At 43.2% G+C, this 16815-nt stretch carries 13 protein-coding genes; 7 read left to right on the top strand and 6 right to left on the bottom strand.

Features of this window, described 5'->3' with window-relative positions; genetic code table 11:
• Positions 1-500 precede the first annotated feature (500 nt).
• The 3 genes from gltB (at position 501) to Phpb_RS11105 (ending at position 7133) form a co-directional block, all read left to right on the top strand.
• The gene (gltB, locus tag Phpb_RS11115; RefSeq protein ID WP_065390394.1) at positions 501-4958 is read left to right on the top strand and encodes a glutamate synthase large subunit; all 4458 of its coding nucleotides are present in this window, start codon (positions 501-503) and stop codon (positions 4956-4958) included.
• A 9-nt stretch (positions 4959-4967) separates the two neighbouring features.
• Positions 4968-6386, top strand: a complete 1419-nt coding sequence (locus Phpb_RS11110; protein WP_065390393.1) for a glutamate synthase small subunit — start codon at positions 4968-4970, stop codon at positions 6384-6386.
• A gap of 240 nt (positions 6387-6626) precedes the next feature.
• Positions 6627-7133: a hypothetical protein gene (locus tag Phpb_RS11105; RefSeq protein WP_065390392.1), complete on the top strand. Its 507-nt coding sequence runs from the start codon at positions 6627-6629 to the stop codon at positions 7131-7133.
• A gap of 50 nt (positions 7134-7183) precedes the next feature.
• Here the strand turns inward: Phpb_RS11105 and sspB are convergent, their stop codons facing one another.
• The 5 genes from sspB to zapE all read right to left on the bottom strand — a co-directional run bounded on the left by sspB (position 7184) and on the right by zapE (position 10887).
• Positions 7184-7699, bottom strand: a complete 516-nt coding sequence (gene sspB / locus Phpb_RS11100; protein WP_065390391.1) for a ClpXP protease specificity-enhancing factor — start codon at positions 7697-7699, stop codon at positions 7184-7186.
• Positions 7700-7702: 3 nt separating this feature from the next.
• Positions 7703-8344: a stringent starvation protein SspA gene (gene sspA / locus Phpb_RS11095; protein ID WP_036808599.1), complete on the bottom strand. Its 642-nt coding sequence runs from the start codon at positions 8342-8344 to the stop codon at positions 7703-7705.
• Positions 8345-8666: 322 nt separating this feature from the next.
• Positions 8667-9059, bottom strand: a complete 393-nt coding sequence (gene rpsI, locus Phpb_RS11090) for a 30S ribosomal protein S9 (protein WP_011148146.1) — start codon at positions 9057-9059, stop codon at positions 8667-8669.
• 15 nt (positions 9060-9074) lie between these two features.
• Positions 9075-9503 (bottom strand): 50S ribosomal protein L13, encoded by a 429-nt coding sequence (gene rplM / locus Phpb_RS11085; RefSeq protein WP_065390390.1) that lies wholly within the window; start codon positions 9501-9503, stop codon positions 9075-9077.
• 253 nt (positions 9504-9756) lie between these two features.
• The gene (gene zapE, locus Phpb_RS11080) at positions 9757-10887 is read right to left on the bottom strand and encodes a cell division protein ZapE (protein WP_065390389.1); all 1131 of its coding nucleotides are present in this window, start codon (positions 10885-10887) and stop codon (positions 9757-9759) included.
• A gap of 218 nt (positions 10888-11105) precedes the next feature.
• Between zapE and zapG the strand changes: the two genes are divergently transcribed.
• From zapG to vapB, 3 genes are all read left to right on the top strand, one after another.
• Positions 11106-11510, top strand: coding sequence for a Z-ring associated protein ZapG (gene zapG / locus Phpb_RS11075; protein ID WP_065390388.1), 405 nt, complete (start codon positions 11106-11108; stop codon positions 11508-11510).
• A 238-nt stretch (positions 11511-11748) separates the two neighbouring features.
• A complete protein-coding gene (degQ, locus tag Phpb_RS11070; protein WP_065390387.1) occupies positions 11749-13125 on the top strand; it encodes a serine endoprotease DegQ in 1377 nt (458 codons plus the stop codon).
• 118 nt (positions 13126-13243) lie between these two features.
• Positions 13244-13471 carry a type II toxin-antitoxin system VapB family antitoxin gene (gene vapB / locus Phpb_RS11065; RefSeq protein ID WP_036780297.1) on the top strand — a complete coding sequence of 76 codons (228 nt, stop codon included), beginning with the start codon at positions 13244-13246 and terminating at the stop codon, positions 13469-13471.
• 654 nt (positions 13472-14125) lie between these two features.
• Here vapB and Phpb_RS11060 read toward each other — a convergent pair.
• Positions 14126-14449 (bottom strand): hypothetical protein, encoded by a 324-nt coding sequence (locus Phpb_RS11060; protein WP_065390386.1) that lies wholly within the window; start codon positions 14447-14449, stop codon positions 14126-14128.
• 787 nt (positions 14450-15236) lie between these two features.
• On the opposite strand from Phpb_RS11060, the gene degS reads away from it, so the two are divergent.
• Positions 15237-16298 (top strand): outer membrane-stress sensor serine endopeptidase DegS, encoded by a 1062-nt coding sequence (gene degS, locus Phpb_RS11055; RefSeq protein ID WP_065390385.1) that lies wholly within the window; start codon positions 15237-15239, stop codon positions 16296-16298.
• Positions 16299-16815 lie beyond the last annotated feature (517 nt).

Here is a 16815-nt window from a genome sequence, read left to right as displayed (position 1 = left end):
TACCCGCAAAAATATAAAACTTTATTCTTATAAAGAAACAAAAATACATATTAATTCTTTAAAGTTCATATTGGTTAGACTTTAAATCTAATAAATAAAAGTTTAACAGCATATATAAAACAGATATTACACTAATATTAGTGATATAAATCATATTAAAATCCTAACATGATCTATATCACACAACTCCAATATTAAATTTTTTACTTAAAAATTATAAGGTTAACCTTAGTTATCACCTATCCTTATCTTATCCCTGCTATATTTGACCTGATTTATATTTCTAGTTAACTTGGAAAGTCACTGGAAATCATCTGTCAGATTCTCATCTGAACCATAATTATGCAGTGGCACAATATCATTTAAGTCACCACCTGTTTATTACAAATAAACAAGTGGTGGTTGATTGAGGGCGCAATTCAGACGCCAGTAAAAGTATTAATCTCACAAATGTCTGTGAGTTTCTGTGAGAGTCGGACAGAACCTCGGGAGGTTCAACTATGCTGTATAACAAATCTCAAGAAAAGGATAACTGTGGCTTTGGATTGATAGCCCATATTGAAGGGGAGCCAAGCCACAAAGTAGTACGTACCGCTATCCATGCCCTGGCAAGAATGCAACATCGTGGGGCAATCCTGTCAGATGGCAAAACCGGTGATGGTTGTGGTTTATTGTTGCAAAAACCTGACCGTTTTTTTCGGATGGTCGCACAAGAGCAAGAGTGGCATTTAGCCCGCAATTACGCCGTCGGTATGCTCTTTCTCAGTCAAGATCCTCAGATCGCGCAAAACTGCCGGGAAATCGTCGAACAGGAGCTACAAAATGAAACTCTGTCAGTCGTTGGCTGGCGTGAAGTCCCCATCAACAGTGATATTCTGGGCGAAATAGCCCTTTCAAGCCTCCCCCGTATCGAACAGATTTTTGTTAATGCTCCATCAGGCTGGCGTGCACGTGATTTAGAACGCCGTTTGTTCGTCGCTCGCCGCCGAATAGAAAAACGCATCAACGACAGCGATTTTTATGTTTGCAGCTTGTCCAATCTGGTGACTATCTATAAAGGGCTGTGCATGGCGGCAGATCTGCCCCGCTTCTATCCCGATCTGGCTGATTTACGTTTGGAATCGGCAATTTGCCTATTCCACCAGCGCTTCTCAACCAATACCGTCCCACGCTGGCCACTGGCACAACCTTTTCGCTATCTCGCCCATAACGGTGAAATAAACACCATCACCGGTAACCGCCAGTGGGCACGAGCAAGAGCCTATAAATTCAAGACGCCGCTGATTCCCGATCTGCAAACGGCTGCCCCTTTTGTCAACGAAACCGGGTCAGATTCCAGCTCGCTGGATAACATGCTGGAACTGTTTCTCAACGGCGGCATGGATTTAATCCGTGCTATGCGATTGCTAGTTCCTCCCGCATGGCAAAACAACCCTGATATGGATGAAGATCTGCGAGCTTTTTTTGATTTCAACTCCATGCACATGGAGCCGTGGGATGGCCCGGCGGGTATCGTTATGTCAGATGGACGCTATGCTGCCTGTAATCTGGATCGCAATGGCTTGCGCCCGGCCCGCTATGTCATCACCAAAGATAAGCTGATCACCTGTGCTTCCGAAGTCGGCATCTGGGATTATCAACCGGACGAAGTGGTGGAAAAAGGGCGCGTTGGTCCCGGTGAACTCATCGTGATTGATACCCGCCAAGGCCGCATCCTTCATGCAGAAGAAACAGACAATGACTTGAAAAGCCGCCATCCCTATAAAGAATGGATGGATAAAAACGTCAAGCGCCTGACTCCATTTGAAGAATTGCTGGAAGATCAAGCGGGTCGCCGGGATCTGAACGATCAATCCTTAGCGGTCTATCACAAACAATTTGCCTACAGCAACGAAGAGCTAGATCAAATCATCCGTGTCCTGGGAGAGAATGGTCAGGAAGCAACCGGTTCAATGGGGGATGATACACCGTTTGCCGTCCTTTCCAGCCGCCCACGGATTATTTATGACTATTTCCGCCAGCAGTTTGCTCAAGTTACTAATCCGCCAATCGACCCACTACGCGAAGCTCATGTTATGTCTCTCACCACCTGCATTGGGCGGGAGATGAACGTATTTTGCGAAGCAGAGGGACAGGCACACCGATTAAGCTTTAAATCCCCTATTCTGCTCTACTCTGATTTTCATCAATTAATAACGCAGCAAAGTCCACACTACCGCGCAGAACGATTAGACTTAACTTTCAATCCACAAGAAACCAATCTGCAAAATGCCCTGTTCGCATTGTGTGATCAGGCTGAACAACTCGCCAGAGATGGAGCCGTATTGTTGGTGTTATCTGACCGCAACATTACGCCGGAGAAGTTACCCATACCAGCACCTATGGCTGTTGGCGCTATTCAACATCGCTTGGTAGAAAAAAACCTACGCTGTGATACCAACCTGATAGTAGAAACAGCGAGTGCCCGTGATCCACACCATTTCACCGTACTACTGGGATTTGGCGCAACAGCGATTTATCCCTACCTGGCTTATGAATCACTGGCCAAAATGGTCGATAATGGCACAATTAATAAACCCTATGCTGATGTCATGCTTAACTACCGCAATGGTATCAATAAAGGGTTATATAAAATCATGTCGAAAATGGGCATTTCGACTATCGCCTCCTATCGCTGTTCTAAACTATTTGAAGCTGTCGGCTTACATTCCGAATTAACTGAATTTTGCTTCAATGGCGTCGTCAGTCGAATTGGCGGTGCTAATTTCAGCGATTTTGAGCAGGATCTGCGAAACTTATCCAAACGTGCATGGCTCGCGCGTCAACCACTCGATCAGGGCGGATTGCTGAAATATGTTCATAACGGCGAATACCACGCTTATAACCCCGATGTTGTAAGCACTTTACAATCTGCGGTTCATAGTAGCGAATATAGCGATTACTTAAAATATTCTCGTCTGGTTAATCAGCGCCCAATTACCACTATCCGTGATTTACTGACGATAAAAACAAAAGCTGAACCTCTGCCTATTGAAGAAGTAGAGCCTGCCGAAGAGCTGTTTAAACGCTTTGATACCGCAGCGATGTCGATTGGAGCATTAAGCCCCGAAGCACACGAAGCTCTGGCCGAAGCCATGAATACGCTAGGTGGTTTTTCCAACTCCGGCGAAGGTGGAGAAGATCCCGCACGTTACGGAACAAAAAAGGTTTCCCGTATCAAACAAGTTGCTTCCGGTCGGTTTGGCGTAACACCAGCTTATCTGGTCAACGCTGATGTGATTCAGATTAAAGTCGCGCAAGGTGCTAAACCTGGAGAAGGTGGGCAATTACCGGGCGATAAGGTAACACCGTATATTGCAAAACTGCGTTATTCCGTGCCCGGCGTAACACTTATTTCTCCACCACCACATCACGATATTTACTCTATTGAAGATTTGGCTCAGTTGATTTTCGATCTAAAACAGATCAACCCCAATGCGCTGATCTCAGTAAAACTGGTTTCAGAACCCGGCGTTGGTACTGTTGCCACTGGCGTTGCCAAAGCTTATGCCGATTTAATTACTATCGCAGGTTACGACGGCGGTACCGGCGCCAGTCCATTGTCATCGGTGAAGTATGCCGGATGCCCTTGGGAATTGGGGCTGGTGGAAACCCAACAAGCGCTAGTTGCTAACGGATTACGCCATAAGATCCGCTTACAAGTCGACGGCGGGTTGAAAACCGGCGTAGATATTATTAAAGCGGCCATTCTTGGCGCTGAAAGTTTCGGTTTCGGTACCGGACCGATGGTTGCCCTTGGGTGCAAATATCTGCGTATTTGCCATCTCAATAATTGTGCGACCGGGGTTGCCACTCAGGATGAGAAATTACGTCGCGACCACTACCACGGCTTACCTGAGCGGGTAATGAACTATTTCCGCTTTATCGCCCGTGAAACCAGAGAGATTATGGCTGCGTTGGGCGTCAAAAAACTCACTGATTTAATCGGCCGAACTGACCTGCTTGAAGCACTGGAAGGTATTTCAGCAAAACAGAGCAAACTCAATCTTAATCCGCTCCTGGCAACCGCGGAACCCCATCAAGGCAAAACATTATATTGCACCGAAAACAATCCACCATTCGATAATGGGACTCTGAATAAAAATTTACTGGCTCAAGCTTCCAGCTATATTGAGAACCAGCAAAGTAAAACTTTCTATTTTGATATCCGTAATACTGATCGTTCAGTGGGCGCTTCCCTTTCCGGTTTTATTGCTGCTCGACATGGTAATCAGGGGATCGCCGCAGCGCCAATAAAAATCCATTTCAACGGTACTGCCGGTCAAAGTTTTGGTGTCTGGAATGCCGGCGGTCTGGAGCTGACACTTATCGGTGATGCCAATGATTATGTCGGCAAAGGCATGGCTGGCGGTCGCATCGTCATACACCCTCCGGTAGGTTCCGCCTTCAAAAGTCATCAAGCGACCATCATCGGCAACACATGTCTCTATGGCGCAACCGGGGGCAAACTGTTTGCTGCCGGGCGAGCTGGAGAACGCTTCGCCGTTCGTAATTCAGGGGCGATTACGGTTGTAGAAGGCATCGGAGATAATGGCTGTGAATATATGACAGGAGGTATCGTCTGTATTCTCGGCCGTACTGGCATAAATTTTGGTGCGGGAATGACCGGCGGCTTTGCTTATGTCCTGGATGAAAATGATGATTTCCGCAAACGGGTTAACCCAGAGTTAGTCGAAGTACTGGCAGTAGCTACCTTAGCTATCCACGAAGAACACTTGAGAGGGCTTATCACTGAGCACGTCCTCCTGACCGGTTCCCTGCGCGGTGAAGATATTCTTGCTAACTGGCAACAGTGGCTGAGTAAATTCGCGCTTGTGAAACCAAAATCCAGTGATGTGAAAGCCCTGCTGGGACATCGCAGTCGTTCTTCCGCAGAATTGCGAATTCAAGCGCAATAAGGAGCCAAGATGAGCCAGAATGTATATCAGTTTATCGACTTACAACGCGTCGATCCGCCTAAAAAGCCGCTGAAAATCCGCAAAATAGAATTTGTGGAGATCTATGAGCCATTTTCAGCAATTCAGGCACAGACACAGGCCGATCGCTGCCTTTCTTGCGGTAACCCTTATTGCGAATGGAAATGCCCCGTTCATAACTACATTCCCAATTGGCTTAAACTTGCCAATGAAGGACGTATTATGGAAGCGGCTGATTTATCCCACCAAACAAACAGCCTGCCGGAAGTTTGTGGTCGTGTTTGCCCACAGGATCGCCTTTGTGAAGGCGCTTGTACTCTGAATGATGAGTTCGGCGCCGTGACGATTGGTAATATTGAGCGCTACATCAATGACAAAGCGATTGCTATGGGCTGGAAGCCCGATATGTCACAAGTTCAGCCAACGGGCAAACAGGTTGCGATTATTGGCGCAGGCCCTGCGGGGCTAGCTTGTGCTGATGTATTAACCCGTAATGGCGTACAAGCTGTTGTTTTTGATCGTCACCCGGAAATCGGTGGATTACTTACCTTTGGCATACCGGCGTTTAAACTGGAAAAAGAGGTCATGATACGCCGCCGTGAAATTTTCTCTGAGATGGGCATTGAATTCCGGCTCAATACTGAAATAGGCAAAGATATTGCCTTATCTGAGCTGACTGAACAGTTTGATGCGGTATTCCTTGGTGTAGGAACCTATCAGTCAATGCGTGGGGGACTGGCAAATGAAGATGCTGATGGTGTTTATGAGGCCCTACCATTTCTGACTGCCAACACCCGGCGTTTGATGGGTTATCCCGCCCTACAATCGCAACCTTTCATCAATATGCAAGGTAAGCGGGTCGTGGTGCTTGGCGGCGGTGATACGGCAATGGATTGTGTCAGAACCTCGATTCGCCAAAAAGCGGCTTCAGTTACTTGTGCTTATCGTCGTGACGAAATCAACATGCCAGGCTCCCAGCGTGAAGTCAAAAATGCCAAGGAAGAAGGCGTAGAGTTTCTGTTTAATCTGCAACCGGTCAGTATTGAAATCAACCATTCAGGTCAAGCCTGTGGCATAAAAATGGTACGGACTCAACTAGGTCAACCTGATGAGAATGGACGCCGCCAAGCTGAAATTATCGCAGGTTCAGAACACCTGCTTAAGGCCGATGCAGTGATCATGGCATTTGGCTTTAAACCACATACCATGAACTGGCTAAGTGATCATCAAGTAACCTTGGATAAACAGGGACGCATTGTCGCACCAGAGAGTTCAGACATTCCCTTTCAAACCAGCAATCCGCAAATATTTGCTGGTGGAGATGCTGTTCGCGGCTCAGATCTCGTTGTAACCGCAATTGCCGAGGGGCGCAAAGCCGCGCAAGGCATTCTTGATTATCTAAACATCTAATCAACCAAGGGAGCTTTTCAGCTCCCGTCTCTTTTTTTATGATCAATTTGATAAATTATATTAATCTAATTACCCTTACACAAAAAAGTAAGTAAACTTAATGAACATTTCAGGTTTGTTACTGTCATATATAATGTTTTAGAATATTATTTTTTATTAATGTTGAATTTAAATAATATATTCTAATCAATAGAATCAAACACTATGATATTTACTTAACTACAAACACTGGAAACATTAATGAAATTAATGAAATCCCTAATTTTGTTTTCGTCAATGCTGCTTATAAATCAAACGGCATTTGCTTTATCACAACCCTTGACACCCGAAGATATTACTAAAGAAATTATAAACAGAGGTACCAACTCTGTGGCGGCAGAATTAGGTGAAATGGGGGTCAGACAAGAAATCGTTCACAAAATCTCCACTGGTGACCACAACTGGATAAAACTAGCTTTTAAATTAACGCAAAGCACGCACCAAGATTTTGCCAAAGAGATACGCTACGCATTATCCCTGGCATTAATTAATAATCCTGTCGAGGTCCTTGCTAACGCAGATAAAGAAAACAATCTATCACTGGCTGATATCTGCACAATCCCACCAGAACTGGGAACCAGAGAGAATAAAATAGAGTTTGTCGATAAGGTTAAAAAGAGCTTAGGCGCCATTACAGATAGAGAAGCTAAAGATAAATCTGAAGATTGTTTCTGGGAGTTAGAAAAAGCCTACAATACAGAATTCTAGTCAATAAATTTGAAAAAAATAAGGAGGCAAGCCGCCCCCTCTTTTAACGCTTATTTCACTACCCGTAAAGCAGGGCGCCCTCTCGTCGGTTTTGGTGGCTCATCATCAGGTGAAGTTCCACTATTATCTTCGGCATCGGGCAATGTATCCGTAATTAATACCAGATTATCTGTCGCAGATGCAGAGGTACCCGCTTTATCCTGATCTGAAGCGGATTTAAAAAGATATTCATCTTTATAAGCTGCTTCAGGCTCAAACATCATTCCCGCCCCGTTTTCACGGCCATAAATCGCTATAACCGCCGCCATCGGTACATTAACCCGACGGGGAACACCACCAAAACGGGCATTGAAGCGTACTTCATCATTGGTTAACTCAAGATTACCAACAGCTCTCGGCGCTATATTCAACACAATTTGCCCATCGCGGGCATATTCCATTGGTACATTAACTCCACGTAAAGTCACGTCTATAACCAGATGCGGAGTCATATTATTATCGAGCAACCACTCGTAGTGAGCACGCAACAAATAAGGACGACGGGGAGACATTTGAGACAGCTCCATAAATCAGCTCCTGGATTGCAAGCGCATTTCACGTTCAGCTTCGGTTAACGAAGCCAAGAATGCATCACGTTCAAAGACACGCTGCATGTAAATTTGTAAATCTTTAGTGCCAGAACTCGGTAACTCTATACCCAATACCGGTAAACGCCATAGTAAAGGAGCAAGATAACAATCAACCAAACTGAATTCTTCGCTCATAAAGAATGGCATCTCTTTAAATATTGGCGCCACTGCTAGCAACTCTTCTGCTAATCGTTTACGGGCAGTATTGGCTTCTTGAGAATTACCTTCTTCAATCGTATGCATCAGGGAGTACCAGTCTTTTTGGATGCGGTGCATCATCAAACGGCTGGAACCACGGGCAACTGGATACACTGGCATTAATGGTGGATGAGGAAAACGTTCATCCAGATATTCCATAATGATGCGGGAATCATATAGCGCCAGCTCACGATCAACCAAAGTCGGAACTGTCTGATAAGGGTTCAGATCGATGAGGTCCTGTGGCAGGTTACCTGCCTCAACCTGTTCAACTTCAACGCTGACACCTTTTTCCGCCAATACAATTCGCACTTGATGGCTAAAAATGTCGGCCGGGCCTGAAAACAGAGTCATTACCGAACGTTTGTTGGCAGCGACAGCCATGAAAACCTCCAAGTTTATCTAAAAAAGGAATGAATAGCCCCACACGACCACGACTATTCTTACTCATTCATTCTCACCCTTTATGTTTCTGCGCCGCAACGGTGAATACGGAATGCGCTATTCAACGCAATTATTATCCAACACAATTACTATCCAAAACAATTACCATCGTTCAGATAATAGGCAGACAAATGGATGAGGCAAAAATTGGCACTAGTTTACCAGATTTTGTACATTTTGGGGGAAGTGTATGGATAATTAAGTAAAAAACCCGCCACAAAGACGGGTTTGCACATTAAATAATTGCCATAAAGACAAAAAATTAACGCTTGGAGAACTGTGGACGACGACGTGCTTTACGCAGACCAACTTTCTTACGTTCAACTTCACGAGCATCGCGGGTAACGAAGCCAGCTTTACGAAGATCAGAACGCAGAGTTTCGTCATACGCCATCAGTGCGCGGGTGATACCGTGACGGATTGCACCTGCTTGACCGGAAATACCACCACCTTTAACAGTGATGTACAGATCCAGTTTACCCAACATATCAACCAACTCCAGCGGCTGACGAACAACCATGCGCGCTGTTTCACGGCCAAAGTAAACTTCAAGGCTGCGTTTGTTGATGACGATATTACCGCTACCTGGCTTAATAAAGACACGTGCGGAAGAGCTTTTGCGGCGACCAGTGCCGTAGTATTGATTTTCAGCCATTGCCTATAATCCCGATTAAATGTCCAGAACTTGCGGTTGCTGTGCCGCATGGTTGTGCTCGCTACCGGCGTAAACTTTCAGTTTACGGTACATTGCACGGCCCAGTGGCCCTTTTGGCAGCATGCCTTTAACCGCGATTTCAATTACACGCTCAGGACGGCGAGCAATCATCTCTTCAAAGGTCGCTTGCTTGATACCACCGATATGACCGGTGTGGTGATAGTAGATTTTATCAGAACGCTTGTTGCCGGTGACTGCAACTTTTTCTGCATTAACGATGATGATGTAATCACCAGTATCAACATGCGGAGTGTATTCCGCTTTATGCTTGCCGCGCAGGCGACGAGCCACTTCAGTTGCAAGACGGCCCAAAGTTTTGCCATTTGCGTCAACAACATACCAGTCGCGTTTTACGGTTTCTGGTTTAGCTGTAAAAGTTTTCATTAAAGCTTACCCAATAATAAGTTACACGTTGGTGAACACTCAAGGTTCAGAAACTTGCTGAGGTTCACACGACTCTTGTCCAGCAAACCTACCCCTTCGAATAGCCTATGCCGGCACTATTGCAAGTTTTTGGGAAAAAAACATTGCTGTAACGTGGGGTCGCGAGATTATAGAGAAGTCAAAAATAAAAATCGACCCCAATTTGAATATTTAAAATCAGTTTTGAATCTGAAATATACGGGTAAACATAAAATTAAGGTAAATGAGGTAATTTCAGATACTCTTCACTTTGCATCTCTTGCAAACGAGATAAGCAACGCTGGTATTCAAAAGTCAACAACACCCCTTGGTAAATTTGCTCCATCGGCACCGCCGCATTAATGATCAGCTTTACCCGGCGTTCGTAAAACTCATCAACCAGAGCCAGAAAACGACGAGCGGCATTTTCATTACCCGGCATTATCGCTGGAACCTGATATAACAAAACAGTGTGATAAAGTTTTGCTAAAACAATATAATCCATCTGACTACGCGCATCTTCACACAAAACTTTAAATCCAATTGCCAATACACCATCAGCGTTACGAATCGCCGGCATCTGCCGATGGTTAATTTCCAACACCGAAGCTTGTTCACCGCTGTTACCGGCCAAAAGCATAAACATTCGATCCATCTCTCGTTCATTATCTTCATTCAGCGGTGCAAAATAGAGATGAGCTTGTGTCAATGTGCGCAACCGATAGTCAATACCCGAATCCACATTCATAACATCACAATATTTTTTGATCTGCTCAATAGCAGGCAAAAAACGAGCTCGCTGTAAGCCATTGCGATAGAGTTCATCTGGAGGAATATTGGACGTTGCAATCAAGGTAATTCCCCTGACAAACAGCGCCTCCAACAATGTACCGAGAATCATGGCATCGGTAATATCGGAAACGAAAAACTCATCAAAGCAAAGCACATCGGTTTCCGCTTTAAAACCATCCGCCACAATATCCAGAGGATTTTCATGCCCTTGCAATGCCTTTAACTCTTCATGCACTCGCAGCATAAAACGATGGAAATGCAAACGTAATTTTCTTTCACCGGGTAAATTTTGGTAAAACATATCCATTAACCAAGTTTTCCCTCTACCAACACCTCCCCACATATAAAGCCCTTGAACAGGTGAACAACTCATTGAAGTCGGCTTGCCTAACAGTTTACTCAGACGACCTTTCAAGCTTTGGCGTTTCACGGGACAGCCGGCAGAAGCATTAATCAGAGCATGATGAATGGTATCCAATTGAGCAACGACTTGACGCTGAACCTCATCTGGTTGGTATTTACCCTCGGAAAGGGCTTTTTGATAGTATGATGAAGGGGTAATCAATGATGGCATGACAATAACAATCCTTAAAATAATCGCCCATTTTTTATCGTTTTTATGATTCAGATTGACCTTATTACCGGATCAATTGTCTACAATAAGGTTCAGAATAAGGTCTACAAACAAATGTAAATCATGATCAATATTCCACTCTAACTAGATTAACGGTTATAGTGACGATAATTAAGTGAAACATTCTGCGGAACAACGATGTTGATGAAGGAGTAGCTATGACTTGGGAGTATGCACTGATTGGATTGGCAGTTGGTTTTGTTATCGGGGCGCTAGTTATGCGTTTTGGTAACGCTAAGCTGCGCCAGCAGAAAGCCTTACAAACCGAACTGGAGAATAATAAATCAGAACTGGAAGAGTACCGTAAAGAATTAGTTGGTCATTTTGCCCGCAGTGCAGAATTACTCGACAATATGGCTCGCGATTATCGTCAGTTATATCAGCATATGGCTAAAAGCTCTCATGAACTGATGCCGAATATGCCAGTACAAGACAATCCATTTAATTATCGATTGACTGAATCAGAAGCGGATAATGATCAAGCTCCGGTTAAGATGCCGCCAAAGGATTATTCCGACGGCGCTTCCGGCCTGTTTCGTCCGATGAACGAAAAAAACCAGTAAAAATTTTTGCTGTGGCATGTTTTGTGCCACAGCACTAATTCAAATGTAAAATCTATTATCTAGCTGCAAGTTTTGTCTTTTTGTTTCTCAATCATGTAAATACCTGTAAAGAATCATGCTAAATCTGTTTGCCCGATGAACTTTATTTAATAATTAACAGTCATAGAATAATCATGGCTGCTTGCCGGAATTAACTTCATTGGCCTTCTGGCTTAGGTATACAAGAGAACAAAATTAGATGAAAAGAAAACACTTATTCCTTAGTGCGTTAGCAATCAGTATCGGACTGTCTACAATTTCGGTCCCGACTATCAGTAGCGCTGCTTTACCTGCTGCTATTGCCGGTCAGGCGTTACCAAGCCTTGCACCGATGCTTGAAAAAGTCCTGCCAGCCGTTGTCAGCGTGCATGTTTCCGGTACGCAGGTACAACAGGAACAGAGTATACCCGAAGAATTCAGATTCTTCTTTGGTCCAAATCTACCAATGGGCCGCGAAAGCACCCGCCCATTCCAAGGGCTTGGCTCAGGCGTCATCATTGACGCCGCGAAAGGTTATATATTAACCAACAATCACGTTATCGAGAACGCAGATAAAATCCGCGTCCAATTGAATGATGGACGTGAATATGAGGCCAGATTGTTAGGCCGCGATCCTCAGACTGATATTGCCCTGCTGCAACTGAAAGATGCTAAGAATTTAACTGCAATTACGATGGCCGATTCCGATAAGCTCCGAGTTGGTGATTTTGCTGTCGCGGTTGGTAATCCGTTCGGCCTTGGTCAAACTGCAACTTCCGGCATTATCTCTGCGTTAGGACGTAGCGGTCTGAACCTGGAAGGGTTAGAAAATTTCATCCAAACGGATGCTTCTATTAACCGTGGCAACTCCGGCGGCGCACTAGTTAATTTAAATGGTGAATTAATTGGTATCAATACCGCTATTCTGGCCCCGGGTGGCGGTAACATCGGTATCGGCTTCGCAATCCCAAGTAATATGGCAAAAACCTTGAGTGAGCAGCTTATCGCTCATGGTGAAGTCAAGCGCGGTATTCTTGGTATTAAAGGCATGGAAATGAATTCCGATATCGCCAAAGCATTCAATATCGATGCTCAGCGCGGGGCATTTGTCAGTGAAGTATTACCAAAATCCGCAGCAGCGAAAGCAGGTATTAAATCCGGCGACATTCTTGTTTCCGTTGATGGCAAGAAGATTAGTAGCTTTGCTGAGCTGAAAGCAAAAATCGGCACAACGATACCAGGCAAAGAAATTAAAATTGGCTTATTGCGTAAAGGTAAGCCAATGGAGGTTTCTGTTACGCTGGAAAACAGTGAAGGTCAAACAACCAAAGCCGGAAATCTAACCCTTGCCCTGCAAGGTGCAACCCTGAGCAATGGTGAGGTGAAAGGAACTTACGGTGTGAAAATAGATAATGTCGCTCAAAACTCACCGGCGGCGTTATCTGGCTTACAGAAAAATGACCTGATTGTTGGGATCAATAATGAACGGATACAGAATATTAATGAACTGCGCAAAGTCATTGATTCTAAACCGCCAGTCATAGCGCTGAACATTCTTCGCGGTGAAGAGAGTATCTATTTGTTACTGAGAAATTAATAATTTTAGTAAAAACCGATCTAATTCCATTTGAGATACAGCGTAACGCTGTATCTCAAAGTCGTTGATATCCCTCACGACGGGTGAACTTGTAAATAGTTTTTCTGGAGGACTCAATATGAGAACCGTAGTCGTATTTAAAAACGGCAATAACCGAGCTGTATGTTTACCTCATGACCTCGATTTCGAGGGAGTGAACGAATTGGAGATTATTCGTGAAGGCGATATCATTATTCTGCGGCCGGTTAAACCCAGTTGGAATTCCTTTTCGCAACAAGAAAAAGCTAACTCTAACTTTTTAACCGAACGGCTGGATATTGTGGAAAAAGGACGCGTTAAGTTATGAAAAAATATAAGCCATTGTTTTAACCTCTGATTTTAATTGGCATCAGGTTTTAACCGTTGTTTTTACCACTTTTAATACCTGATTTTTATTCAATTTAATCATCATGGCATACCGTATTTTACATTTAACCAACGTTAATTTACCCGCTTTTTATCTTTGCTGAGGCTGTTTACTCTCAATCCTGAGAGATTTTTATAGGCTGCCACTCTTTATTTTTCGGATAAATTATGCCAGTAAATAGCCTGATGAGATTAAAGATACTATCTTATACTTTCTCGGATAATCAACTCTCTGTTTAGAAGTTAAATCCTACCACATTAACCGTTTTATCCCTCTTTTTATTGCGTCATGTTTATAACTTGCTTAGTAAAATAATGGTGAAAAAATATTTTAATATCAACATGCCGAATAACATTATTTTACCTGCTGATTTCTTTTCAACTCTCTGTTAATGGTTAATGGATTTTTATTAAAAGCAATTAACTGTCCTTATAAAGAAGGTATCTATTGAGTTAAATCCTTATATAAATCTTTAATCTCTCTGTATACTCACTTTTAAATCATTATAGCAAGGAATAAACCTTTTTTATTTACGCCGTCCCTTTTAAAAATCTGGCATTAATGGGATACCTGCTTTTTTAATCCTCAGATGAATTAATTACCGATAAAAAAGCGCTTACGATCGCTAAAAGCGGGAAATACAAGTAAAAAGAGAAAGTTAACCATGTTAAAAGAGATGGAATCGGTAAAACAATTATCATTCCGTTTTTTTGTTTTTTTGTTTTTTTGTTTTTTTAAGCAAAAGAGGAGCTTCATTGCGTAGTTTTTATCAACCTCATGTTTTTTCATCTCCTGATACGCATTTAATTGCCCTATGTTAACTAAACTGATGTTTAAGTTTTCTTTTTTCCCTGCATCTAACTTTTCAACGTTAAAACCAGAGCAGATAACCGAGATGCTAATAATATTTAAACTCAATGCCTGATGATTTCGTCATTTTTAATACGGCTAACCTAGTCAATCTAAAGGTTTATCGATTTTCTTTAATCATTATCTCTGTTTTTCGCAAACGCCTTACAACCCATGCAAAACCGCTTATTTAAGCACATTAGCTTAATTCGGTTAATCCTGTTAAATATTTTTACTCTTATTACTGGATTAACGCGGTCACTGTGTTAATCAATTCAAGGCCGGTTTTTCCGAATGCTTTCTCTTCCAATGTCAATAAAGCATCGAATTTTTACCCATTTTTTTTAAAACCTTAATCACTTATTTTCACCTTTAATAGTTAAAATTTTTACCTGTTTTTTCATAACACACTGACTATTTTTTCCCGATTTTAAAACGACACTAACAGACTATAAAGGCTTTTTAACGACTGTTTTATCATATGCAGATAAAGCGTATCTCATCTTACCTGAATGAGTGAAAACTTCTGCCCCCCCTGGTTTTCAAACGATATGAAAAACGGTACTCCACATGATTTAATCTGAGCGAATATCAACGTTACGAAGTAAATAAAAAACGTAAAAACGAAAAATTAAAGACAGTAAAAACAGCGTTAAAACCCCCTCTGGTTGTGCAAAATACGATAAAAAAGAGTTTAATACCCACGCGAACCGTCAGTACAAATTTTTTCGTTTTATTATTAATGAAAACTCAACCATGATAATCGAAGCTCTAAAAGTAAATACAGCATAATGCAGTATCTGTTAATTTCTATGTTATCCTGCCATGACTCATTAACTCACACCGAATAATACCCATGATTGCCAAGTTGCTGCGCTCTGCTTTTTTAGGATTACTTGTAGCTGTAATTTTACTGATTACCATTCCATCACTGCGCCCTGGCGGGCTGATGTCTGCAATAACCAGCAACAGTAATGACGAAGTTCCATTCAGCTTTAATAAAGGTGTCCGTAGGGCGGCGCCTGCCGTGGTTAATGTTTACAGCAGCAACATGGGGAGTTTTTCCCATCAAGGCCGGGAAAACCATACCCTTGGCTCTGGCGTCATCATGAGTGATAAGGGCTATATCCTTACCAATAAACACGTCATTAATAATGCGGGACAAATTATTGTCGCACTGCAAGACGGTCATTTTTATGAAGCTCTGGTCATAGGCTCTGACAGCTTAACGGATCTTGCCGTCCTGAAAATTGATGCCGAAAACCTACCTGTCATAACGATAAATCCAAATAGAGTAGCCCATGTGGGAGATGTCGTTCTCGCCATTGGTAACCCTTATAATTTGGGGCAAACCATTACTCAAGGGATTATCAGCGCTACCGGTCGCGTTGGATTAAGCCCTACCCGCCGTCAAAACTTTCTCCAGACCGATGCTTCCATTAATCAAGGTAACTCCGGCGGCGCACTGATTAACACCCTTGGCGAACTAGTGGGTATCAATACATTATCATTCGATAAAAGTGAAAATGGTGAAACGCCAGAAGGGTTAGGGTTTGCTATTCCGACTGAGCTCGCCACTAAGATTATGCAGAAACTTATCCGTGATGGACGAGTTATCCGAGGTTTTATCGGCATAACGTCACAAGAGCTGCCACATATTCGCTCTTCTAACGGCAATATTAACCAGATTCAGGGGTTACGAGTATTTCAGGTGACTGCAAACGGACCAGCGCAAAAAGCCGGTATTAAAGTGGGCGATATCGTTACTAGCGTCAATAATAAACCCGCTATTTCTGCGGTTGAAACAATGGATCAAGTGGCTGAAATACGCCCCGGCAGCGTTGTTCCTGTCACTTTATTGCGCAATGGGAAAATATTATCGCTGCAAGTGACCATTGAAGAATATGATGAGTATTAATTAATCTGAGGTTTACTTAAATCGAATCTTTGGTGAACATAGCGGCGTAAAAAATCTGGGATTTATGTCACATTTATTAAACTCATCAAATGTTCATCCCCCAAACAAACGGGACAACAGGCAGTTTTTATTATATGTTCCTGATTGGATATTAAACACATAAAACGACTGATGCGTTATCTTAACCAGACGCTTAAACCGCAATAGCCTATCCCCGACGTTGCCTGTTCATACAGGTTATCAATAAGACTCTCAGCGACAAACTGTTGGTGTTTTTATCGCTTTAGAGAGAGTTATGACGTAACTTGCCTTGGGTTCTTTACTTCCCGGGTAACTTATGAGCCGCTTCCCTGACCTGATAATGCGTTCAGTTAACCGCTCATCTTGTTGTTATCTGACCACGCCAGGTGAGTTCACCGGAGCATGACAACCTGTTTCAATCAACAACGGAAAAAGCATGGAAAACACAACTTATCAAATGAATGAAGGCACACTGGCTATCCCGGGCAACTGGCGC

It is taken from the genome of Photorhabdus namnaonensis (assembly GCF_001684335.1).
GTDB classification, from domain to species: Bacteria; Pseudomonadota; Gammaproteobacteria; order Enterobacterales; family Enterobacteriaceae; genus Photorhabdus; species Photorhabdus namnaonensis.
This window is presented reverse-complemented; position numbering and strand designations above follow the sequence as displayed.